The following is a 25,018-nucleotide window of genomic DNA, read 5'->3' on the forward strand; positions in this document are numbered from 1 at the left end:
GCTGACTACAAGGAGCTTTATCACAGCAGTTTCGCTCACACGCGAGACACGGATTCCCTACGGATAGGCCGGATGGCATGCAGTAGCAAGTCGGTAGATATGTCGCAAGCAGCAAAACCCCGGTTAGCCCAATTGCGGCTATCTCACGTATTTGCTTGCTCGAAAGCATCTAATTTGCCCTGCCACGTCGGTGAGAGTTTTCAAGAGATCTCAATTCATAGCAGAAAAGACAGAATGAGGATACCGGATTTTTGGATTCAATTTTCGACAGATCATTGGTTACTGGTGAAACCACCGTAACTTCGTTGCCGATCCAATTAATGTAGTTTGCACAATTCGCTTAAGTTGGCAAATGACCCGCACAATGCCCAAATCTTAAATGACCTAAATCAGCAAGGATGTTGGTATGAAAATTACGCAGGAAAGTCTTCGATGTCTGATCATGGCATCACTGGGAATGGCCAGCATCGCGGGCTGCCAAACTGGTGCGTCTCAGAACGCGATTCAACGAGAGAGTGGACCAATTGCGACCGATGTCGCCTTGCAAAGTGAATTAACATCGCCGCCAACACCCGATTTCAATGATTCAGCAAAGAGCTACCGCGAGGCATCACGTGATCGGAACGGAGTTGAATTGGTCGATTTTCAATCCTCCAATCTTCTTGAGTCGGCCACGGTGTCAAATGCCAATGCGCCAATTCCTATACCTGAAGTGCCGCAGGAGGCAATGACACTCAAAGAAATACAGGACTTGGCACTCACCAACAATCCGACAATTCGAGCTTTGTCAGCGTCAGCTCAGGCGGAACAGGACTATCAATATCAGGTTGGTAGATCGGCTAATCCTGAAGTCGGTTATGCTGCCAACCAACTTGCCGATCAAGGTACGGATCAGCACTTGGTATATGTCCAACGAGAATTCGTTACTGGCGATAAGCTTGCACTGAATCAGAACGTCTTGGGGCACTCCGTCGAAGCACAGCGCTGGGATGTGGAGTCTCAGCGCTATCGCGTGCTTACCGATGTACGAATGAAGTTTATTCAGGCATTGGTCGCGCAGCGACAGATGGATATGATCGATGAATTTCATGCGGTTGTTTTTAGAGGAGTAGGTTTAGCAAGACGTCGGTTTAATGCCAAAGAGGCTGCTCGGGCAGATGTGCTGCAAGCAGAGATTCAATTGAACGAAGTTGAGATATTGCGACAGAAATCAGAATATCGCTGGAAAGCGGCCTGGAAAGAAATGGCTGCCGTAGCAGGCATTGAGAATCTACCTCCGTCGAAGCTGGATGGTGACCTTAGCGTGGTAAAGGATTCGCCAAATTGGGAGGATGTTTACGCCACGCTCGCAATGGAGAGCCCCGAGATCCAGTCTGCCAATAGCCGCATTCGTCAAGCCCGATCTCACATGTCGCGTCAGGAAATCCAGGCGATACCGAACATTACTGCGAACCTTCAGGCAGGTGTGGATAATTCCACAGGATCGGGGTTAATTCAACTGCAAGTTGGTGCTCCCATTCCCGTTTTCAACGACAATCGGGGAAATGTCTCGGCAGCATATAACGAGTACAGTCGCGCTACCCACGAATTGAAACGAGTTGAGATGTCGCTAAAAGCGAGACTCGCGCAAGTTTCACAAGAGTATGATTCAGCGAACTTTGCTGTCCAAAGATTCGAGCAGCAGATACTGCCGAAAGCACAAGAGACCCTTGATCTCGCCGAAAAGGCCTACGAGGCAGGTGAGTTTTCCTTCCTTCAAACGCTAATTGCGAGGAGAACCTATTTTGACACCAACCTAAATTATTTGGATTCCTTGGGAGGCCTTGCCCAGTCCCAGGCAAAAGTCGACGGATTGCTGCTAACGGGTGCCTTGGGGCAGTCAAGCACTTCGTCGCTAGGAGATGGCCTACGAGGGCAGACTTTCAGTCAACAGTAATTTACCCTTGGCTATAGGTTGTCCGAAAAGAACACAAGGTTTGCTCAGTCAGGAACAGGAAAATCACTCCATTGAGGGGGGGCGATCTTGCCTGAGTGGACTTTATGGCGATAATAATGCTTGAAGTGCAAAAACCTAGAGGTCTCAATGCCCCAATTAACAGCCATAGTGACACTCGTAGCCATGCTCTGGCATGCGGTGGCAGGTTGTTGCGCACATCATCCACATGCTCCGGTTATCGGGCTAGACGGCAAGGTAGAAACAAGTGCCCACGCATCGGATCATGGCTCTGAAACTCACGCCTGTCCCCACAGCCATGCTAGCAGTTCATCCGGGCACGATGCAGAAGAAGGTGATCATCACTCAGATCCTAGCGTTCCCAGCTCATGTAGCGATATCGATTGCGTTTTCTCGGCCTCCAATTCGGACGGGCATCTTGCGCTAAGTAAATCAATCGGATCACAGCTTTATTTTGATTCTCGCTGTCTTCTCTCGCTGGATATGAACCTGAGCGTGAACGATGATTTCGCTCTTCCGAATTCGAGTTTGCATTGGCACGTTAGGCCCCCTGTTTATATCCAATTTCAGAGCTTTCTTATCTAAATCGCTCGTTTCTTGCGTCCTCTGACGCTTCAGATTTCGTTGTGCGAGTGGGGTGTTTTTCCGTAGAGGCATTTCGCCGCAGATTCTTAGTTGTATTGATCTATCATGGCCAAGTAATCCCCTGCTCGATTCAGGGGGAGTTAAGCATATGAAATCTACCGTGCAAGGCATCAAGCCCTGGATTGGGAGCATGGCGATTCTGGTCGTCGTGCTGATAATCGCAGCCGCAACTTCTTCGATGTGGTTACCTCATGTCAAGCAGCTATGGGCAAGCCAGACAGCCCCGCAGAATAAGGAAGAATCGCTCGACACGCACGACGATCATGCTGGTCATGATCATGGCCATGCCGGGCACTCTGACGCGACGTCTGTCGAACTTAGTGAGCGAGGTCTAAAGAACATCGATTTCCGCCCACTCACGATTGAACTAGGCACCTACTCGCGCCGTGTTACGGTACCGGCGATGGTGGTCGAACGTCCTGGTCGAACGCTTCTCAATATTTCTGCTCCACTGACTGGCGTCATCAGTAAAATCTATCCCGTCGAAGGAGCTTCCATTGAGCCTGGCAGTCCTCTTTTTGAGATACGCTTGACCCACGAGGAACTTGTCACGGCGCAAAGCGATATGATTCGAACTGCGGAAGCCTTGATCGTTGTGAATCGTGAACTTGCTCGATTGAGTGGATTAGCGGAAGGCGTGGTTGCTGGAAAACGCATCCTAGAGCAAGAATATGAGAAGCAAAAGCTGGAAGCTTCTCTTCGTGCTGAGCGACAATCTCTGTTGCTACATGGGCTGAGTGAAAAGCAAGTAAGTCATATCCTGGAGACCAAGACACTGCTGGAAAGTTTAGTGATTCGCGCACCGGATCATCTTCAGAAAGGAGAGAGCTGTAGTGAATCCCATAGCTACCATGTGCAAAAACTACCGACCCGAGTTGGTCAACAAGTACAAGCAGGCGAGCTACTTGGGGTCATTGCCGATCATTGCGAGCTTTACGTCGAGGGGCGAGCATTTGAAGACGATGCTCTTCGGCTCCGTGAGGCGGCAAATCGCCAATGGGACATTGGGGCTTCAGTTCTAGTCGCTGGCAAGGAAGCTGATCGAGTCAAAGGTCTGAAGGTATTGTATCTGGCCGACCATATAGATCCGCAATCTCGAGCGTTTCGATTCTTCCTGGCATTACCCAATGAGATCGTTTCGGAGCGAACCGTAAGCGGTCAGCACTTCGTCGAATGGCGATTCAAGCCAGGGCAACGCATGGAATTGCATGTTCCCGTCGAAAAGTGGGAAGAAGAAATTGTGGTTCCTGTAGAGGCCGTTGTCGAGGAAGGAGCGGAAAGGTACGTTTATCAGCAAAACGGCGATCACTTCGATCAGGTGCCAGTCCACGTGAAATTTCGCGATCAGACATCTGTTGTGATCGCGAATGATGGAGCACTTTTCCCAGGCGATGTCATTGCTGCTCGGGGTGCCTACGAAATGCACTTAACTCTGAAGAACCAGTCTGGCGGCGGTGTCGATCCCCATGCTGGGCATAACCACTAACGTCGTCGTTCAGGCGTAATCACGCATGATCGGGTGCGTGTTTGAAATGGTCATCATTGCTCAGTTCGCTTCGGAGTTATCATCGTGCTCAATGCAATCATTCGCTTCTCACTTCAGAATCGCGTATTAGTTATCGCGCTTGCTGTCTTCTTACTTGTTTATGGTGGTTGGCAGACTTATAGCTTGCCCATCGATGTGTTTCCCAACTTGAATCGCCCTCGCGTGGTGATCATGACCGAGGCTCACGGGATGGCCCCGGAAGAGGTGGAAACGCTCATTACGTTTCCACTGGAAACCGTTCTCAATGGAGCGACCGGGGTTCAGGACGTGCGAACGCAGTCCGGCGTCGGACTCTCGGTCATCTATGTTGAATTCGACTGGGGAACAGACATCTACAACGATCGTCAGATTGTTGCCGAGCGACTGGCTCTCGCTACCGATCGTCTACCTCCTGGTACGAAACCACAACTTATGCCGATCTCGTCGATCATGGGTCAGATCATGATCATGGGGATGGTAAGTAAAGACGATACGACGCCCCCTATGGAACTCAGGACGATGGCAGACTGGGTTGTACGTCAGCGATTGTTGACCATCCCGGGTGTTTCTCAAGTCATCGTGATGGGAGGAGAAAGAAAACAGTTTCAAGTCCTTGTCGATCCTAATAATTTACTGCGCTATGGGGTGACCCTGCACGAGGTTAAAACGGCCTTAAGCGAAAGCAATCAGAATACGGCAGGGGGATATCTTGATGAGCAAGGTCCGAGTGAACTCCTCGTCCGTTCGCTCGGCCGGGTAACCACAGTTGATGAGATCAAAGGCATTGTCGTCGCGCATCGCGATGGACAATCGATTCGGCTATCGCAAGTGGCACGGGTGATGGAAGGACCCCAGGTCAAACGTGGGGATAGCTCTGCCTATGCCCGGGACGCTGAAGGCGAATTCATGGGTGGCCCATCGGTCGTCCTGACAATTCTCAAGCAGCCCAACGCTGATACGCGGATGGTGACCGAAAAGGTGATGGAGGCGTTGGAGGAGATGAAACCATCACTACCGGCGGATGTGACCTTACTGCCGGAACTTTATCAGCAAAAAGCGTTCATCGATCTCGCAATTGAGAATGTCATCGAAGCATTACGTGACGGCGGGATCCTGGTAGTGATCATCCTCTTCTTGTTCTTGTTGAATCTCAGGACTACGTTCATTACCCTCACGGCAATCCCATTGTCAATCGTTATGACCGCTCTGGTCTTTGCCACGTTTGGTCTCTCGATCAATACGATGACGTTGGGCGGACTTGCCGTGGCGATTGGTGAATTAGTCGACGATGCCATTGTGGACGTCGAGAATATCTTTCGCCGACTTCGCGAGAATCGACACCTGGCCAATCCCAAGAATCCGTTGTTGGTGGTTTTCCAGGCCAGTTGTGAGATCCGAAATTCCATCGTTTATGGAACCATCATTGTTGTCATCGTGTTTGTGCCGCTATTCGCGTTGTCTGGCATGGAGGGGCGATTGTTCGCTCCACTGGGCATTGCGTACATCGTCTCACTGGTTTCTTCGCTGGTGGTATCGCTGACCGTTACGCCAGTGTTGAGCTATTGGCTGTTGGGATCGGCTAATCTCGGAAAAGACGAAAAGGACGGGCTCATTCTGCGTGTCTTGAAAGGGATCGCCGATAAGGTGATCGCGGTTAGTCTCAAACTGGCATGGCCCATCCTGGCGTTGGCAACGATCGGCGTCTTGATCGCCGGTTGGGGAATGCTGCGGCTGGAAAGCGACTTCTTGCCTCCGTTCAATGAAGGAGCCATTCAGATCAATGTGGTGTTGCCGCCTGGGACATCCTTGGCCAAGTCCAACCAGGTTGCCGGTAGAGTGGAACGCCGATTGCAGGAGCTGGAAGATATTGTCGCATTTGTCCGTAAGACAGGCCGGGCCGAGTTAGACGAGCATGCCGAAGGAGTGAATGTAACTGAATTTGTGGCCACGATCGACCCAAAGACGGAACGATCTCGCGAGGAAGTTATTGAAGAGATTAGCGAGGCTCTGGCGGATATTCCTGGCATCGTGACTGCTGTCGAGCAACCGTTGGCTCACCTGATTTCGCACATGCTTTCCGGCGTGAAGGCGCAGGTGGCCATTAAACTATATGGCGACGATCTGGACGTACTGCGTCGTGAGGCCAAGAAGATGGAAGCGGCGATTTCCGGAGTAGAAGGTGTTCGCGACTTACAGGTCGAGCAGCAGGTGAATATTCCACAACTTCGTATTGAAGCCAATCGTTACCGCCTCGAACAATATGGCCTTCGCCGCCAGGATATCAACGAATTCGTGGAAACGGCAATGCAAGGCGAGGTTGTTTCCCAAGTATTAGACGGACAACGGACGTTCGATTTGCTGATACGTCTGGATGAGCAGTACCGTGAAGATTTAGGTGCACTCAGTCGACTTGTACTCGAGTTGCCCAACGGAGGATCGGCGAAATTAGAAGACGTTGCCAACATTTATGAGGCCAGTGGCCCCAATATGATCAACCGTGAGCAGGTACGTCGACGCATCATCGTGCAATGTAACGTCAGTGACCGTGGGTTAGTTGATGTTGTCGAAGACATACGTGATCGTTTGGAACCCATCGAGGCCGAATTGCCAACAGGCTATTTTACGGAGTACAGCGGACAGTTTGAGAGTCAGCAATCGGCATCTCGTATGATTGCGATTCTATTCATGATCTCAATGGCAGGGATGTTCTTCGTGCTTTATAAGATGTTTGGTTCCGTCAACCTTTCATTTCAGGTGATGATTGCCTTACCGATGGCTTTTATTGGTTCAGTTGCCGCCCTCTATCTCACGCAGCAAACCCTCACCGTTGCCAGCATGGTTGGCTTTATATCTCTGTGTGGCATCGCCTCGCGAAATGGGATCCTGCTGATCAACCACTATTTGCACCTCGTGAAATACGAAGGCGAGACATGGTCCAAGCAGATGATCATTCGTGCGGGGAAGGATCGCCTGGCACCAGTGCTAATGACAGCGTTAACATCCGGAATAGGACTTGTTCCCCTGGCCATGGCAGCCGGTGAACCCGGAAAGGAGATTCTCTATCCAATTGCCACGGTAATTATCGGTGGGCTAATGACCAGTACGCTATTGGAGTTCCTGGTAAGGCCTGCATTATTCTGGGCAGTCGGTACTGGTGCCGCCAGACGAGTTGTCGAAGGGCAGGCAACCAGCGTCGAACTGGTCGAAGAAGCAGAGGAACATCGAGTTGCCGTATATCAGGCAGACTAAGTACAGATTGACAATCAGCCTGAGATCGTTTCGAGTCAGCGATCTTTGGTACTTCAGAATGGCTCACGTTCAGACTTGTTTCTCGAAGGACCTATGACAATGCGACGATTTCGATCATTTGCGAATATCTTGCTTGCTGCTCTACTTGCGGTTGGCCTGATTGGTTGCAACGGTTCCCCGGCTCCGTCTGAGGGATCGGACGAACATGAACACTCGGAAGGAGATGGTCACGACCATGGTGATGAACATGCCCATCCCAGTGAAGGACCTCATCATGGCTCTCTCATCGAGCTTGGGAATGAAGAGTATCATGCCGAGCTAGTTCACAATGAAGAGTCGGGCACCGTCACGATTTACCTGCTGGACGGTCATGCTGAAAAACCGGTAGCGATTATCGCGCCCGAGATTACGATCAACGTGACTTACGACGGCCAAGGTAGCCAGTTCAAGTTGCCTGCGGTCGGTGCTACCGGCGGTAAAGCCGCAGAGTTTGCGTCAAGTGATCCCGCTTTTGCGGAATCCTTGGATACTGAAGGGGCGGAAGCTCAACTCGTCGTCACGATTAATGGCAAACAATATCGAGGTAGTGTCGCTCACGATCATGAACACGACCATTAGTCATCACGGTCGTTGATTCCATGTGAATGAAGTAGCCGGTTAGGTAATTATGACAGAACGCAACAGCGATTCAGGACATCGTCACGGTCATTCTCATGATCTTACCCGGGGCGAAGAACTTCAAGGAGTCAGCGACGGGCGTCTACTTTGGGCGGTCGTGATCAATCAACTACTAACGGCTGCCCAGGTCATTGCGGGAATCATTAGCGGCAGCGTCGCATTGCTTGGCGACGCTGCCCATAATTTTAATGATGCCAATGCCTTGCTAATTGCTTACATTGCTCGTCGAGTTTCACGAAAGAAAGCGGACGATAAATTCACGTTTGGATATGGCCGTGCCGAGATAATTGGCGCGTTAATCAATCTGACTCTGCTAGCGATTATTGGGCTCTATTTATTGTACGAAGCGATAAGTCGCTTTGTCTCTCCTGAGCCAATCGAAGGCCAGCTAATGGCGATGGCAGCCATCTTGGCAATCATTATCGACTTTGCGACGGCATGGATGCTGTGGTCGATGAGCAAAGGGTCGTTAAATGTTCGGGCCGCCTTTGTCCACAACATGGTCGATGCGATCGGTTCCGTGGGAGTGCTCTTAGGATCGATAGCAATCTTGTTTTGGCAATGGTATTGGATAGATCCATTGATCACGTTGATGATCGCCGGATATGTATTGTATCAAGTGGTCCAGATGCTTCCTCAGGCAGTGCGTATTCTTATGAATGGAACGCCGCCTTGGATTGAGTTACCGGAACTCATTGCTTCTATCAAATCGGTCAAGGGCGTAGCAGATGTCCGCCACGTCCATGTATGGCAAATCGATGAAGATAACGCTGGGATCGAAGCTCATTTAGCTTTGGACGTTGAAATGAGCCCCAGCCACGACGAAGTAAAAGCCTTGATTCGCAATGTGACGGCAGAGCAATTTCGGATTACACACGCCACCTTAGAAGTCGATAACCGATAAACAATCACGGTACCGTCCGTCAATATGCGCACATTTGATTTAGCCTCCTGACTCTGGAATCTTTTTTGCCGCGCGCGGCAAGAAAGATTTTCTCATTTAAGCTGGTACCGAAAAGGGGAGCAGGTCATTGCTCAGCCGACTTCCCCCAACGCCAGGCAAGGTGGTCTCCATCATCGAATACCCGGAGACCCTCTTGTTTCAATTGAGCTGCGATGGCGCGAGCGTGTCTCTGATCTTCTGGGGCGAACGAAAGGGCAGCGTCAAAGTCAAATCTGGTCCTTGCTTGTTGTCCCTTAGCTAAACCGCCACGTGATTCTAATTCCCGTAACGCAGTTGCTTCAGCCTCATCTTTCCAACTTCGAAGCAGTCCAATCGTGTAACGTGCTGGATCGTTGTCGACCAATTTTGCGCAGACCTGGCAAAGCCAAATCCCGTTACTGATAGACTTTCGCTGGACAGCGGTGAGCGACTCATCGAACCGAGGTCCTCTAGGAGCTGCTGCAGTGATATGGGCAGCTACACCAATATTTACTGCCTTTACTTCAGTTGTGTGTGGCCCAGTTGTTGGCTTCCGGCAGGCTGGATTTGAACAATGGTTCGACACTCTTTTAGCAAGAGTGTCGATCGTGTGTTTCGTGAAGTCATCCCGACTCACAGTACTTCTCCGGCCTCATTGTTAATCGCGAAATTTCACCATCGAATAATGGCGGGCTAAATACAAGTCTCTCATATCTTACAGGCATTCCTCGACAATGGCTTTATGTCGGAGTAACCACCAGGAATAGATTGCCGAGTGTTTCGCGATTTAGGATTCAACGAGAGAACGAGTCAGACCCCTACAGGGCACAAGAAGTTATGAGCAAATACCTGCTTTTGGTAGGGGAAAATGGATTCTCTACTTGCAAGCGTCCGATAACAGCTTTCGCATCAACAGGCATGCTCCCTCAAGATCCAAACGATCTCTCGCGATTGACTCAATAAGAAGCGATTCATCGATCAAATTATCAAATTTCCCGATCTGTTTGGCTGGAATTTCTCGGGCCAATTCAATTGGATCCGGGTTGGATTGAAGGTATTGCCTAAATCTCTCCAATGCATCTTCGGGGCTACAAGGCAACTCGAGTGCGACTCGATGATCTACGGGGCGGAGCCCTAGAGAAGCTGCAATGAAAAATATCGTCTGCTGAATTCTCGTTCCGGTCCATGTGAACCAAAGGTGGAGACGAGGCCCCAACTTAACAACGCAGCTCTTAGTGATGCCTCGCTGGACACCTGCCGTTCTTGCCGACTGTAGCAGTTGATTCGCGGTAGTATCTAAATAAGGCAATTGTTTTTGGGACAAAAGAATGTCACGCATCATCTCTCTTACCCGCGGATGTATTTCACCGCCGCCTGGTAGGAACTTCGGAGGCATCTTTCCAGGAGATGGGCGCGCAACAACTACCTTTTGCTCTTCATCAATAGTAACCACTTGCCAGCGTCTGCCGGCCAGCAGGAAATGATCGTCGATTTGCGGTAGTGCGCCCACTGGCAACCTGCCGATTGTCTCGCTTCCGGCGATGACTGTAAATTCAATGGCGGCCTCAAATGCACTGTAGAACGAATAGTGCCCAGCGATCGCCTCGCCTTTGGGAGCCAGAATCAAATCCCCTTGGGGCATTTGTTCAATGATCTCGCGGGTACCCAAACTCCGCAAGAGTTCAGTAAACGCCTGGGGCGTAACCGAACGGAATGCTCCGCTTCGACAGAGACGATCGAATACCGTTGCGGCTTGGCAACCACCTGTTTCTGCCAGCACACTCAAAACTTGCTGCGTCAGTGTGCTCAGATCCCAAGACGTCAGCATTGGCGGTTCTACCCAGCGTGGATTGCTTAGCAGAAGTTCAGAGAGAGCAATTGCTTGAAGGAGATCTAGATGAAGTCGGTCGACCAAATCGGACTGCTCATCAATTTCGTCTTCCCTCACATACAGCCGCATTCGCTGAGCCTCATCGTCCTTACGACCACTTCGCCCGAGTCGCTGTACCAGGGAGTTCACTGACCATGGTGGATCAATTTGTCCAACGGCGCGAACGTTACCAATATCGATCCCAAGTTCCAACGTAGAGGAGCAAAGGGTAGTGCGAGGTCTGCTGCCCTGCATCTCCTGCTCAGTGAATTCGCGGATCTCTTTGCTGAGAGAGCCATGATGAACCAAGAACTCTTCCGGCCTGTTCTCTTTGCGACAGCGTGAGTTGAGACCATCGGCGAACCACTCCACGTCTGACTTTCGATTCGCGAAGATCAAATTCTTGTGGCCCGCAAAGTGGCGAAACATGTCGCTCGAAATCGTCTCCAATACATGAGCAGCCTCCTCAGATTGATCTCCAGAATCTCCCTGCTTGGGTCTTGAAACCGTGTAGGCGTGAACTTTGTACAGCAGTTTCTTTCCTTCATCTCTTCCACTAATGAGTGTAACTTCACGATCCTTATCAGGACAAAGCCACTTGGCGTAATCGGGAAACGCATCTCCCAAAGTTGCCGACAAACCGACGACGCGAAAGTCCTGTTGAGTGAATCGGCGCAGTCGGAAAAGCAAACTGCGTAAGTGCGTCCCACGGACGCTACCTATTAAGGCATGGATCTCGTCGATCACGACAAACCGCAGTCCACGAAACACGTCAGGAAGTCTCGTACTTCGATTGATCATCAGTGCTTCAATCGATTCGGGCGTAATGAGAAGAACACCGGACGGCTTCTCCATAAGCCGCTTTCTCGCTCCCATGTCCACATCACCATGCCATCGGTGTACGGGAATATCTGCGCGTTCGCATAGCGATTCCAGACGGCTAAACTGATCGTTAATCAGGGCTTTGAGTGGCCCAACGTACATTGCCTGGACAGAGTTGGCCGGACTCTCATGAATCTGAGAAAGTATTGGCAAGAATGCAGCTTCCGTCTTTCCAGCAGCTGTCGCGGCCGAAATGATTACATCTGCTTGCCCTTGCTGGATGGCAACGATTGCATCCTCTTGGATCGGACGCAAACTTGGCCACTTCATGTCCCAAAGTTTTTGCTGAATGGGCCGGGCCAGCAAATGAAACGCATTGTTGCGGCTCACAGCTTAAACTCACTCAAGTCGTCATCGTCGGACGCGAAAGACGAAAAGCTTTCGGATTCGCTCTCCGCTTGGTTGCTGGTGAATACATTGCTCTTGATTAAGTCGTTCCAAGTGCGAGTAGAGTCCTGTTCGAGCATGTTAAGCAAGTTGACGAAGTCTTTGACCGTATCCCGTGGCGTTTGAAAATAAGCGGCTCCCATTCGGGCATTACAGTCGTTCAGGTAACCTTCAATGCCTTCATTGGGTATGAGCTGACTTTCCTCACCAACGCCTGCATGAACCCTGCGAATATTTGCCAGCAGCACAAAGCAATCCTCCGGTTTCAGGTTCTCTAGCTTGATCACGGGTGCTGAGAAGTCCTGTTGCCCCTCGGTCGCATATCGGTTGGGAGCCAGCCGAGTCGCCAATGCTTCATAGCTATAAAGCCCACGCCGCGGGTCCTCCATGCATTCATCCGTGCCAGCGAAGAGAAACGCCAATCCTTCTACCCGGCCCTGAAGGCAATCGTTGATGATTCGAAGAATTGCTTCGTAATTGCGGTTTCGCGAAGGGGTATTTGACAGGCGATGCGAAAGCACGACCAGTTCGTCAATGTTGACCATCAGACCGGCGTAGCCTGCAATTCGGACAAACGAAGCGAACAGTTTTAGGTAGTCATAGAAGCCCGTGTCATCAATGATGGAACGAACTCCAAGCTCCTCGCGAGCTTCAGTCTTGGTGTTATATTCTGCTCGCAACCATCGCAACGCAGCGTCTTGAAGAGCATCATTATGCGCCAAATAACCTTCATAGTACTTGGTCATCACGGTGACGAAATCGAAGCCGCTCACGAGGTCCTGAAGCGATCGGAGCCGACGACCGAATTCTCGCTTAACGTCTTCATCGTCTCCGCCACCTGAGCGAATCTCGTGATCAACCTCGCCAATCCATCGTTGGACCACATTGGAGAGAGCATTGCCGTCAGGCCGAGAACGCGTTGAAAGGTTACGCATCAGTTCACTGTAGAGGGACTGTGCCTGGCCTGATATGCCGTATAGACGGCGATCGGTCGTAATATCTGCCTGGGCAACAACGAATTTCCGTTGCTGGGCGACGCTCTTGATCAGGTTAAGAAAAAAGGTCTTTCCGCTTCCAAAACGCCCGACGATAAACCGAACAGACGCAGCCCCTTCCTCGACAAGCTTCAAGTCACGAATCAGGGCTTCCACTTCTTTCAGACGTCCGACTTGGATATGCTGCAGCCCTATCGCTGGCACCACGCCTGCAGCCAAAGATTGAAGAATTGCATTGCGTTCACGAGGCGGTATCTTCTTCACGCTAGATCTTCTCCTCCAGCAAGTCGTGTCTTATCTGAATTGGATCACCTTCCTCGATGATCCAGTCACCATATCGGTCCATCGACCATTCATTGATAGCTTCGATTGCCCCAGCCAGCATGACTTTGTGCGTGTCCGCCAAGGCTCTTAGGTCACCGAGATCCCACTCTGACTGGTTGAGTGTCGCGAGCAAAAAGGGTTTGTACCGGGCATCAATATTGATTTCGTCGTCGGTCTCGCCGTATTCAGCCGACTCATCCTTAATTGCAGTAGCATCCGGCTTGCAATCTCCCTCAGGCATTTCCGATTCTTCTTCTATGTCACCTTCATCCTCTTCATCGACGTCAGACATCGCTTCTTCCAGGATACCCGCGACAGCACGGGTTTCCGACAGGATTCGAGAAATCTCGCTATGATCCAATCGAAGTTCGCCCTCAGCATCTGTACCTACAGCCGAAGAAGCCGTTTTCGATGCTTCATGCTTGGAGATCAGATCATCGAGATCTTTGGAATCCAATTCCAACAATTTGTAGGCCTTACGCAGTGCCTTCACTTCATCACTTGTTATGACCTCATCAGCCGCCGCGATGCCAACAAGATATTCACCAACTACCAGGCGATGCTCACGAGACAATCGCTTGGCCAATGTCTTGCCAACCTTATTGTCGCCAGCCTGAGAATGAAGAAGTAAATACTGGAGGCACTCAAGTCGCTTAGAGTCGAAATCGGATAAGTTGAACTGACCTTCCAGGTGATTCGAAATGTACTCCAACTCGACGTCATCAATCGTTCCATCCGCCTCCGCGATCGTTGTTCCCAACCGAAGAAGAGCAGATGCGGCCATGTACTTGCGTTGATCCGTTGAATCGTCCTCTTGAAAGAAGAGGATAACCTTCTCGTCCCAGCGATAATTGGTCCCCGTCATGCGAACATCGGGTTCAATCGCCAGCCCCATGGCGTCGGCTGATTGAACGATCTTCATGCACTGGGCCTTGGTTAATCGCTCTCGTTCCGGCAATCCCTTGATCTTGGCCAAGGCACCGACAGGTACCAGCGGACGATGCTCCTCGTCAACGTGACCTTCCCAAGCTTGCATCCAGGCATCCATCTCGGGATGGTCACCTTGCCGCAATTCGTCCGGCAAAGCCTCATACGCTTCCGTAGTTACTTCCCCCCCGGCTTTTCGCGCGGCTCGGCTAAACGCTTTCAGGTGCTCGATGGATTCATTCCATATTTCCGCTAGTCCTTTAAACTGGGATGAGATGGCGAGTACGTCAGGCATCTTCGGCAGTTCGACATTGCTGATGGCGCCATAACCTTGCATTAATGAGGAGCTCGCCGGATGGTAAGGAACACGCTTTTCCCGTTTACTTGCTCGAAGCTCAATTCCTTCACCATACTTTTCTCGATAACGAGTGCCGAACAGTGCTTTGAATTCATCCTCATGTCGACGCACAATGACGCTCGACGCCGATCGGGCGTCGTTCTGGCAGACATGAAACGCCGCGTCGACCGGGAGCGGCCGCTTGGCATTGAAGAGAATCGCTAGGTATCGTTCGACCAACTCGTCGTTCCAGCGGGGAGTTTCGGCGATAGCCTTGGTTAACAAGTCTTCGGGCAACTGCTCTGATTCACTGCCGAGCAAGAGAGACAACCAGAGAAGCCCGCTTGCATATCGTCGAAATGAATTGGAGTACCCGTAGAGCGGTAGAAAGCGAATCATCTCCTCCGCAACCAAATAGAAATCTGCCCTATCTATGAGTACGCGTCTTTCAAGGCCGTAGAAATAGATGAAGACATACCCCAGTTCGACATTCGGATCCGCCTTTCCAGTCGAAAGCCAATCCAGGTAGACAGACCGCTGTGCTGGGGTGCAGTGATAATAGCTCGGCCAATAAGGAAGCGAATCTCGAACAGGCGTTCCCGATTTGGCAACAACTAACGTCGTATCGATCAACGATACGTCGAATTCTCCATGACAACCCACGTCGGAGGTGTATACCAAGGGATCACGGATGGCCCCGCGCCCAAAGTCTACTTCGGTACCTGCCCCGAGGAAACGGCAGTTAGGCTGACGACTCTCTGGTTCGCGTCGTACGCCGGGTGTAGGAGGATAGGAGCGGTTGGAACTCGGCGGGCGTGAATTGGATGGCGCGCGTTCTCGTGTGGGAGATGGAATCGGCGATCGGGAGGAAGTTCTGCCCTGTGGAATGACTTCCACTAAATCATCGTCATTCGTGCGTACATTTGTCCTACGGCTTTGCCGAGAATTGCTATTTCGTTCAGGCTGCGGTGCTTGATGTGAAACGTCGAGTATTGGTTCAATGTACTCTTCATCTGGACTCGTCATGGCAGAGCTTATGGTCGCCTCAACAAATCCCAAGATTTGATTCCGCTTCCAGATGACTAGCTCCAGTCCAAGTACCATGATTAGCAAGAAGAAGGCTAAGCCAAAGCCTTGCCAGAGTGCCAAGATCAAAAAGCCTGCGGCGTGAAAAGCAGCAATGCCTCCGAGTATGGCAACGAACGTCGAATTGTCGTTTTCTTCGTTCGGCGCCGGCTCCTCAGCCGTGAATTGCCCATTGCAGTGAGAACAGCGAATGGTCTTGCCGATAAACCTGGATTCGATCTCCAGATCCGTTCCACAATGAGGACATGGGGAGATTGGCATCAGCTTTTGTGAGATCCAGAAAGTTGTGAGAACAGTAGAGTGGTTTCAGACCATTCTAATGGGTGGCGAATCGCGTTTGTAGTATTTGATGGGTTTTGTAAAAGGGTATGACGACATGTTCGAGACGACGTCCGTCGTATTGTCTTTCAACCCTTCTTTTGCGGTACGAATTCAAAGCCTGCCGGCCCCATGTGACGCGGAAATACCTAAATTAGCCGCCAATTCGTGTCATAAGATAGAAAAAGGTGTGTTCAACCAGCGTCATGGAGGCCATCGAAAGTGCCTCCAAAGACTAAATTTTGGAGCAATTTGTGTCATAACAATATGATGGGACGATTATCTCGTGGTCGCATTGGAAGACCGCCGGTCAACTGATTCTAAAATTCACTTGTTTCAGAATGAATCGACCTCGTCCCGCCGATCTGCGATCATCTCATTCATGATGCTGCTCCTTGTCCGAGCCCTCCCAATCGCGGGGTTGGGAAAGCTTCTTTCCACCAAAAAATTATGCCCGGCATCCAAAAAACGATCGTTGCTGAGTGAATTTCTCTGCAGCGATTTCATAACTTTGAGACAATTGAGAGAAAGTACGTAGTTGGCCCGAACTCTCCATCGGCTTGCCAAGCCTCAGGAGGAGCTTCTGGCTCATGCAGTAGCTAGGCGATTTGGATGTAGTTGCGAAGGAGTAAAGGATGGTTTCAGTCCCCACGGATAAGGGTGAGATTGATTTACCAGAAAGTCTAATATCCGCAGTTCAAAGGCAGGCGAGTGAGAATGCCATCGCAGCTGCAGCGATCATCCGAAGTTGGGGACCTCGACCTGACCAAAAGATCGTTCTTCCTGGAGCCTTTTTGCTCGAAATTGGCTCACTTTCATTGCTCATGGAATGGGAAGACTTGGGGCATTTGGATGTCCTAGGCGAAAATATGCCAGAGCTAGAGCAGGTTAAGGAGGAATTTCTCATTCGATGCCTGGGAGGGCTGGTAGCATTTCGGGATGCAGCCGAAACTCCAATCACTTCTTTGATGCTCACGACGCTGACCGAAAAGTTCTCTTGGGACGGCCCTGAGCTCATGAACGCTTCGTTTGTCCTCGATGAGGTTGACGAAGATGAATTGGTAGACGCATTGGCAACATTTCTTTGGAGCAACCGAGCGGCGATCGAACAAATTATAATTGAGGAGCGAGCCAGTGAAGAAACGTAGTGAGCAGGGAAGGGCCCTCTTTTATAGCCGTGACTCAGGCGGTCGCCACGAAGCAACTCCTCCCGAATACGTTCGTTGGGCGGAGCGTCGGGCAGCCGAACTAGGACTCCAATTCGACGGAACTCCTGAAGCGATTCAGGAGATGATTCAAAGCGGCGAGTCGGTACGAGGGGATATATTTTTCGATTTCAGCGTACCGGGGAATATCTTGTCACGAAAAGGCCTCGATGCTCTGAGGAGTACTGCCAAGACCGACCTAAAGGTGTCGCATATTTTCTCGCCTAAGCGGAATCGACTTGCTCGTCCTGATAACGCAACGGATGGAATCAATTTAGAGAACGATCTTAGAAAGCTGGGAATCACTCTCGTCTTCATGGATCGATCGCTGGAGCCACTTAAACCACGACAACGCATGCCAATTGGCGAGCTTGTCATGGCCGCAATTGATTATGATCGTTCCGCAGAGGATCGAAGAGAGCTTGCACAGAAGATAATTTACGCCCACATCCGATTGGCGAAAGACGCATATTCTACTGGAGGACAACCTCCATATGGATTTCGACGCTGGCTCGTCAATGAGAGTGGCGAGGCGTTGCGCGAATTAGAGAAAGGCGAGATCGTTCGACGACAGGGCCATCATGTCGTTTGGCTCCCAAGCGATGATGCTGAGTGGACGACGATTCATCGAATCTTGGAGTTGCTTAAAACCAATTCCGCGCACGGCGTTGCCAAGATTCTTACATCGGAGGGAATTCCAACCCCAAATCATGGTCGATACCGAACGGACAATGGAGTACCGCACACGACAAATGGGCGCTGGAATCAGACGACGATCATCAACATTGCGAGAAACCCGCTGCTCGTTGGGGTAATGTCATATGGACGTCGTGCAATGGGTGATCAACTACGGGCAACGCCCAATGGTCCGCGTGAATTGACCGATTCTGATCTTAACGAGCATTCAAACTCGCCAAAGGTCGTAAGGAATTCCAATGAGAACCTGATCGAAGCTCAGGCGAAATTTGAGCCACGAGTTGATCCGATCGAGCGCCAAGCACTCATTGACGAACTGGATCGACGAGGTGGAACTCAGCGTGGAAAGCCTCGTTCGCGAAACCCCGCTCAAAATCCACTGGGTGTGCGTCTATTTGATATGACTTGTGGCTGGCCCATGTACCGAATTCCATACAAGGGTTCATTCCGTTATCGGTGCGGACTCTACTCGCAGAGCTGTGGTGGTCAGTGCCATCATAATCACGTAGATGGCGTGGTGGCCACAAAGTTTGCGTTGAACTGCGTGCGTCAAAAGCTGTTGTCACCGACCGTTATGCCAAAGCTTGAGAAGCGTCTTCGTGAACTGTCTGAGCGAAACGACCAATCAGATCGAAATGCACCCCTTCTCGCTAAAAAGCAGCGCGAGCTTTCTGAGCTGCAGGACCTTAGAGAGAAGAGCGTTGAGAACATGGGCCGGGCCAAGAATGATGCCCAATACAACGCATTGGCCAAGCGATTCGATCAGCTTGAGGAGCAAATTGCTTCTATCGAATCTGCAATCAAAAAGCTAGAGGACGAGCTTCATTCCTCTCCGGTTGGTGAGGATGAAGTGGCAATGGTTATGGCCGCAGTTCACCAGTTATCGGAGTTGGCCGGCAAGGCAGACAACCTGGAACTTGCCCGGCAGATTTTTCAATTGACGAACTTGCGAATGTTCATGCGTTTTCGCCCCACACGGCCAAAGAAGCGCGTTATAAATAAACTAGTCGGTGGAGTTGTGACATTCGGTGACGCAGCTTCGCCTGTTGAGATTTACGAGGGAGCGACTGCGCATAAAGAAGTTCGCTCCGGAGCAAAAGCCTCGGATCCCCTCCGTAGAAGTGACTTTTCCGATGGAGAGAATAAGTCGTTACGAAATGTAAGTCGGGGTGACACGATTTGAACGTGCGACCTCTGCGTCCCGAACGCAGAACGTGATACCTCAGGGGAATTTTCTGTGGCTGTAAGTAGCTTCTGGTAAATGGTTTGCGTCGCGCATTGTTGGATACCTTTTGGGGTGGCGATGGTGATACCTTTTGCGATACCTTCGGTGATACCTTTTGCGATACCTTCGGTGATACCTTTTGCGATACCTTCGGTGATACCTTTTGCGATACCTTTTGCGATACCTTTTGCGATACCTTCGGTGATACCTTTGGGACGAGTTTGGGAGGAAAATTTGAACAGAATGGTGCTAATAGGATCTCCAGAAGAGGCCTAAGAGCGAACTCCAACGTGATAGACAGAGACCGCAAAGTTACTCAATGAATTGTTCTCTAAGAGTTAGCCCGGAAGATTCAGGTTGGATCTAGAAACAACTCGTTAGTAAAGTCGGCTTTACTTGTTGCCGACACTAGTAAAGTTTTTGGGGAATTTCTTTACTAGTGCCCCTCAGTCACCTTTCCTGGCCAGCCAGGGGCCTAAGAGGCAATAGCCGTCAAATTCCTATGGAGTATCGGCCAAGTCGAGGACTCTTACTTCTGAAGCTCAACGAATTCTTCTTCGTCGCTAAAATCCGTGAGGGATCTGCTGTCGAGAATCTAAATTTGGTGTCTTTCGTTTGATTGATCGAAGTGTTGTCGTCTCAGTAGTCAGGAGGAGCCGCCACTTTCAACGAATTTGTGCCGGAATTACTAATAGATGGTTTTTAGGTTCTCGGAGTTGGCCAACTTGGCATAGGTCAACCTTAGTCTTCTTGCACGTCTACGATCGTTGCTAAACAAAAGGTTAAATTCACCTCGTGATGGAAGCTTCTCCGGGAGATCTTCTAGCGACAGTGCCTGAACCTTTCGTCTCGTATCTTCGTTTTTCTGGCTGTGATGTTTGGTTTAAGGCTACTCGTTGAGTTGTCGTCCGACTTTCAATCCCGCTAACGATCATCCCTACCCGGGGCATGGCTTCAAGCAGGAACCCAGTGCCTGCTCGGCGGGATAATGGGAGCGGCTCTCTGTGGTGGCCTAGCCATCAGACTTCCATTGAGGGCAGGTTTGCCATCGCCGTAGCTCTAGGCATGCTTTTGCTGGCTAACCGTTAGATCTGTTCAGACGCGAGTATTCCGAAGCTCGACGAAGCCAACCCATTGGATGAGGGCGAGCCAGAGAACGCCCAGCCCACTTCAGCGAACTGATTTTCGGTCATGGTGCTACACCAGACCAGCATGACGGAAAGCCCAAATTAGTCCTAGCTATATCGGATAAATAGCCCTCGGCTTCGGTTCGTGGTTGGGTATAACGCGTTTCTGCCTGACAGACATCCTACTGATTGCCATACCTCCACCATGCAACGCAGCCAATCTTGCGACTTCACTGCACTTGTATTTTGACAGCAGGTAAACGACGCGCCTATTCTGTGAATTCGTATTACAGCCTGCCTACTGCCCTCCCTGAGATTTTTCCCTCCTGGCAAAGTGAGAACCTGCACCATGTTTCTGTCCAGTTGCCGCCATCCAGTACGGACCGAACTACGACAAGCCTTCACGCTCGTTGCACTTCTTGTCGTGATCGCCGAATCTCGAAACGTCTTCGTTCGACTGTCCTGACCCCAGAAAGCCTCTCTGTCAAATGCGAGACGAATCCCGACAGCTATTTGAGAATGCAAAAGGCCAGATGCGTTTAACACGAGCAAATCTTCTATGGACCCCCTCAGAGAAGCTTGTGCTTTCTCCAGCAGAAGGACAATTACAACTGCCCTACGCCGATTCGTCCTGAGAACGAGTTAGGACCAGGTCATGATGGTTCGACAACAAATATTGCTGAGGATACTGCCTTGAGTTCGAGTTCTTCCGACTCCACTTCTAAGCGATAGTAGGTCGACTGGCCATCGAAGTCTTTATCGTTCCATGTGGTCTTGAATTGCGACGTGTTCGGCTCCCAAGTCTTAATCACCTCACCGTATTTGATAAGCTTAACCTCGGTGATTGCCCCCTCGTCCGCGGTCGCATCGATTTTGATTTCCAGCGGCGTACCAGAGGTAATCTGCAAGCGGTCACCAATCATTGCCTCGTTGACTCGAAGCATACACAGAAGCCCCTTTCCATCGACCGCGAGAGTTCTTCCCTTTTGAATGGCTTCTTTGATGGCCATGTATGAGTGACGTTCGGCCCAGACGCACCATCGAATCCCACGCTTGACAGACCATCGCCCGTGCGCGTCGCTCCCCCCTTTAGCAATGACAGGAATTCCCTTCTTGAGGTACTGGTTGTCCCAGGTATCGAAGGAGTACCAATCACGATCATTAACCAACTCGAAGAGTGTGATGTTATTGGGGCCTTCACGATACTCGCTATGGTTGGGTCCTACTTCTGCCCCCATCGAAAGCGCCATCGCGTTTTGTTCTTGCACTGACTGATTTGCCGTGGGAATAAAGTGCCTGAGAAAAGCACCTGTTCGATGCTTTCCGCCGTCGGATATCTCCTGCCCATTGCCAAAGACAATAAAGTCTTCGGTCGCTTGGTCCTCGGCTCGAAAATATGATCCCAAACTATTGTGCTCTGTAACAAGGACAAAATCGAACTCGAGTTTCTTTGCCTCGGCAAGCGTTAACTCAGGCGTAAAGTCTTCCGCAATAACATCGTGCGTGAACGTATGAAAATGCCCGTCGCCAAGATACCACTTTTCCTCTTTCGCAGCAGGGAAAGGGGTTGCGGAAACAACCTCCGAAGCCAGGCTGGCGTTGGTGAAAGACTTCGCCAGAATGCGGTAGTGGTACGACGAATCAAACCGAACGTTGTAGTCACGGAAATGATCACGTCCATGCGGGACAACGATCAACAGGTTCTCCGGAGTTATGGTAACGTCTGAATGGTCACTTCGATAAATTTCGTACGTCGTTACTTCGGGTCCGCAGAGGTCCCAAGCGAGGACGACACATTCCGGTAGCGTTTGATCGTCTGCTTGAAAGTCACTAGGAGGTTCGAGGCCAAATGTGATTGTCGTATCGCCAGAATAATTGCGACGCATCTCTTCGTCGTAAAGTGCCCGATTGTATACTCGAACTTCGTCGATCGTACCGTGGAAATGGGACGAATCGTCGCCGCTTCGGCCGATGCTAAAAGGTTGCCCTTCTTTGCGCCCCATCCAGATACCTTCGACCTGTTGCGATTTAGGCTGTGGATCAAACGTCTCGCCGCTGACGTAGCCTCGAACATATCCGTGATGCCGAACGCGTTCTTCAATATCCGATCCTTCCCAGAAACCGACGGTGTGCCTCCACGTTTCCGGTTGAACAACCCTAGCAAGTGACAAGGCTTCTTCGAGTTGATCTTTGGGCCGTTGAGCGGATCGATAGTGATAAACGATACGCCCCTTGTTGAGTGCCAGGGCGTAATCCCCCCGATGGGCATACGACTTTTGGGCAATGATCTGAAGCTCACGGTCGTTGACGTCGGTGTCGGCCCGCACCCAGGCCTCGATGTAGCTCCCGTCGGCACCGCTCATTGAAGGAGCATTGGGAATCTCCACGTGTTGACTATGACCGTCCAAGAAGATTGCTTGCCCAGTTTTTCCAGGGACAAGTTCTGGCCCCCCAAATAGCTTTCCATGGTTTTCTTGAAGGGAGAGGTCACGGACGATGTTGTCGGTTTCTATCCCATCAAACGTATAGATACCCACGGCACCGTCTAAAAGAATGCCACGCTCGATCTCGACACCGTCGCAGATCGCCGTGATGGTAGAAGTGCCTGACTGGCTCGAGCGTACCTCGAAGTGGGTGATACCCCTTTCGTCCGTTACTGCTTCGGAAGGTTCGATAACATCGTGGTCGCTCCGGCTTGATTGCAAGGAAACTGTTTTACCTTTGGCAATGGTACCGTCCGCATTACGTACCGCGACAATGACGATACACGCTTGCTTGCCGTCGGATTTCGCAGCGAAGGGCTTACAGGAAATAAAAGAGTTGAGCTGCGATACGGATGCTTGCGCCGATGCCCCCCCTGCTGCCATCAGAAGCCACACAAAGAAGATCATCGTAGGTACTCGAATCATAACGCTCAACTTTCTCTTGCTTGACATTTACAACCGCGGCGGAACGTATCATCGTTTCGATCTTCACCCTTTCGGGAAAGTGGCACGAGCGACAACTAAGTTGTTATTCACGCAAGCTTAACAGTCCGCAGTGTAAGCAAATAATTCAAAGATCCCTTGATGTATTTCAGAGGGGTTCTGCATGGCCAGCACGGGGTAAAACATGGCACATTAATTGCCAAATGCATATGTGTTTATGAATGAAGTCTTCATCAGTATTGCGGTAATTACTGCAATATAGTTGCTTCGCGTGAAGCTTCTGTGAATGCCTTTGATTTCGATCATTTCCCCGTTGCTGAAATAGGCTCAAGCGATTCCATTGTTTGCAGCTGTCCACAATGAACAGGCAGTTGCGGATTGACGCGTATCGGACTTCTCTTTTCTTCTAATTATCGCGGTTAGTGTCACTTCGAGATGTCGCCATGTAAGTCAAGCAAGTCGCAATAGCGTCGTGCTGATCTAAATCTAGATACCATTTAGGGGAGAGGAACTGATGACTTTACGAAATCGCACGCACCGCGGATTTACGTTGGTCGAGCTACTAGTCGTGATCGCCATTATCGGAATTCTGATCGCGTTGCTTCTACCGGCTGTTCAGCAAGCCCGAGAGGCCGCTCGCCGTATGCAATGCACGAACAACTTGAAGCAACTCGGTTTGGCGTTGCATAACTATCACGATACGAGCGGGTCATTTGTCGCGCTTCGTGGCGGGAATTATGGCTACCAGAGTGGGCACGTTGGCCTGCTTCCATTCCTGGAACAAGGAAACCTATACGATCAAATCAGCCATCCAAGTGGTTCTTTTCCCACGTTTGGGCCTCAGCCATGGAAAGACTTTGATCCCTGGTTAGTGAGTGTCGACATGTTTCTGTGTCCGACCCAGCCATCCCACATCATGGATAGCGACCCGACTGGGTGGAACGGTGACCGAAAGCGAAACTCGTACATGTACTGCATGGGTGATTCAATCGATGCCAGTCCAACGAACTTCCGTGGCATGTTCGCGAAGTACAGCTATCTAAAGTTTCGCGACTGTGTGGACGGCACATCGAATACGATTTTCATGGCCGAACGTCGCTTACCAGTATCAGCAGGCGACAAAGGTCATGTTTTGACGGGAAATAGCAGTGCTGCCTCGACCCCGACCAATTGCCGTGGAGAATTCAACAACGCCACCAAACAGTACTTCACCCCTGGCAATACCGCTAATTTCCCTGGCATCAACTGGGTTGATGGCTCGATGAGTGTAGGTGGCTTCAACACCATTATGCCGCCGAATTCTCCTTCGTGTATGACTGGTTCTAGCGGCAATAACAACGGAATCCACAGTGCCGGTAGTCTCCATCAAGGCGGATGCAACGTGCTCTTCGGAGACGCCTCGGTTCATTTCGTGCCAGAAACAATCGACTCGGGCGACCAATCGGCTGATTCCGACTTGGGTGGCACGGGCGGACTGAGTCCTTTCGGAGTTTGGGGGGCCCTCGGTACCCGAGGCGGCTCAGAAGTCAACGAATCCTTCTAGTAAATCTGGCTGCACTAACCGCAATTTTCTTGTGTCGTTGCAGATAGCCAATAAGCTTCCGGCCGTCCATTGGGACGGCCGTGAAAGCAGAGTAAATTTCCGCGTTGACTCATACTCCGTTCTCCTGCCCAGCTTATTTATACAGTGGGTTCGGAAAGGGAATTTTTTTCTATGTCATCCACACCCTCTGGAGCAC

12 protein-coding genes are annotated in these 25,018 nt (G+C 50.7%); 8 read left to right on the top strand and 4 right to left on the bottom strand.

The features are described from left to right. Positions 1-406 precede the first annotated feature (406 nt). The 5 genes from HOV93_RS16150 (at position 407) to HOV93_RS16170 (ending at position 8,955) form a co-directional block, all read left to right on the top strand. Positions 407-1,936 (top strand): TolC family protein, encoded by a 1,530-nt coding sequence (locus tag HOV93_RS16150; RefSeq protein ID WP_207397560.1) that lies wholly within the window; start codon positions 407-409, stop codon positions 1,934-1,936. 751 nt (positions 1,937-2,687) lie between these two features. Then, positions 2,688-4,085, top strand: a complete 1,398-nt coding sequence (locus tag HOV93_RS16155; RefSeq protein ID WP_207397561.1) for an efflux RND transporter periplasmic adaptor subunit — start codon at positions 2,688-2,690, stop codon at positions 4,083-4,085. An 84-nt stretch (positions 4,086-4,169) separates the two neighbouring features. After that, complete coding sequence (locus tag HOV93_RS16160) at positions 4,170-7,373, top strand: efflux RND transporter permease subunit (protein ID WP_207397562.1); 3,204 nt, start codon at positions 4,170-4,172, stop codon at positions 7,371-7,373. A gap of 99 nt (positions 7,374-7,472) precedes the next feature. Then, positions 7,473-7,991: a hypothetical protein gene (locus tag HOV93_RS16165; protein WP_207397563.1), complete on the top strand. Its 519-nt coding sequence runs from the start codon at positions 7,473-7,475 to the stop codon at positions 7,989-7,991. 49 nt (positions 7,992-8,040) lie between these two features. Next, positions 8,041-8,955 (top strand): cation diffusion facilitator family transporter, encoded by a 915-nt coding sequence (locus tag HOV93_RS16170; protein WP_207397564.1) that lies wholly within the window; start codon positions 8,041-8,043, stop codon positions 8,953-8,955. A gap of 895 nt (positions 8,956-9,850) precedes the next feature. On the opposite strand, the gene HOV93_RS16175 is transcribed toward HOV93_RS16170, so the two are convergent. From HOV93_RS16175 to HOV93_RS26450, 3 genes are read right to left on the bottom strand one after another with little or no spacing between them, the layout of a single operon-like run. Then, a complete protein-coding gene (locus tag HOV93_RS16175) occupies positions 9,851-12,055 on the bottom strand; it encodes a DEAD/DEAH box helicase (RefSeq protein ID WP_207397565.1) in 2,205 nt (734 codons plus the stop codon). After that, on the bottom strand, positions 12,052-13,371 hold the full coding sequence (locus tag HOV93_RS16180) for an ATP-binding protein (protein WP_207397566.1): 1,320 nt from the start codon (positions 13,369-13,371) through the stop codon (positions 12,052-12,054). The genes HOV93_RS16175 and HOV93_RS16180 overlap by 4 nt, the downstream gene beginning before the upstream one ends. A gap of 1 nt (position 13,372) precedes the next feature. After that, complete coding sequence (locus HOV93_RS26450) at positions 13,373-15,592, bottom strand: tellurite resistance TerB family protein (RefSeq protein ID WP_315853428.1); 2,220 nt, start codon at positions 15,590-15,592, stop codon at positions 13,373-13,375. Between the two features lie 1,142 nt (positions 15,593-16,734). On the opposite strand from HOV93_RS26450, the gene HOV93_RS16190 reads away from it, so the two are divergent. Together HOV93_RS16190 and HOV93_RS16195 are read left to right on the top strand one after the other, a co-directional pair. Beyond that, a complete protein-coding gene (locus HOV93_RS16190) occupies positions 16,735-17,247 on the top strand; it encodes a hypothetical protein (RefSeq protein ID WP_207397568.1) in 513 nt (170 codons plus the stop codon). Next, the gene (locus HOV93_RS16195; protein ID WP_207397569.1) at positions 17,234-19,183 is read left to right on the top strand and encodes a recombinase family protein; all 1,950 of its coding nucleotides are present in this window, start codon (positions 17,234-17,236) and stop codon (positions 19,181-19,183) included. The genes HOV93_RS16190 and HOV93_RS16195 overlap by 14 nt, the downstream gene beginning before the upstream one ends. Positions 19,184-21,005: 1,822 nt before the next feature. Here HOV93_RS16195 and HOV93_RS16200 read toward each other — a convergent pair. After that, a complete protein-coding gene (locus tag HOV93_RS16200) occupies positions 21,006-23,261 on the bottom strand; it encodes a CehA/McbA family metallohydrolase (RefSeq protein ID WP_207397570.1) in 2,256 nt (751 codons plus the stop codon). 532 nt (positions 23,262-23,793) lie between these two features. Here HOV93_RS16200 and HOV93_RS16205 point away from each other — a divergent pair. Further along, a complete protein-coding gene (locus tag HOV93_RS16205; RefSeq protein ID WP_207397571.1) occupies positions 23,794-24,822 on the top strand; it encodes a DUF1559 domain-containing protein in 1,029 nt (342 codons plus the stop codon). Positions 24,823-25,018: the final 196 nt, after the last annotated feature.

The organism is Bremerella alba (assembly GCF_013618625.1).
In the GTDB taxonomy this organism is placed as follows: Bacteria; Planctomycetota; Planctomycetia; order Pirellulales; family Pirellulaceae; genus Bremerella; species Bremerella alba.

Excerpts from the sequence above, each read along its gene's own strand:
- HOV93_RS16170 (WP_207397564.1), top strand. The coding sequence starts at position 8,041 with ATGACAGAACGCAACAGCGATTCAGGACATCGTCACGGTCATTCTCAT.
- HOV93_RS16190 (WP_207397568.1), top strand. The coding sequence starts at position 16,735 with ATGGTTTCAGTCCCCACGGATAAGGGTGAGATTGATTTACCAGAAAGT.
- HOV93_RS16165 (WP_207397563.1), top strand. The coding sequence starts at position 7,473 with ATGCGACGATTTCGATCATTTGCGAATATCTTGCTTGCTGCTCTACTT.
- HOV93_RS16150 (WP_207397560.1), top strand. The coding sequence starts at position 407 with ATGAAAATTACGCAGGAAAGTCTTCGATGTCTGATCATGGCATCACTG.
- HOV93_RS16155 (WP_207397561.1), top strand. The coding sequence starts at position 2,688 with ATGAAATCTACCGTGCAAGGCATCAAGCCCTGGATTGGGAGCATGGCG.
- HOV93_RS16205 (WP_207397571.1), top strand. The coding sequence starts at position 23,794 with ATGACTTTACGAAATCGCACGCACCGCGGATTTACGTTGGTCGAGCTA.
- HOV93_RS16200 (WP_207397570.1), bottom strand. The coding sequence starts at position 23,261 with ATGATTCGAGTACCTACGATGATCTTCTTTGTGTGGCTTCTGATGGCA.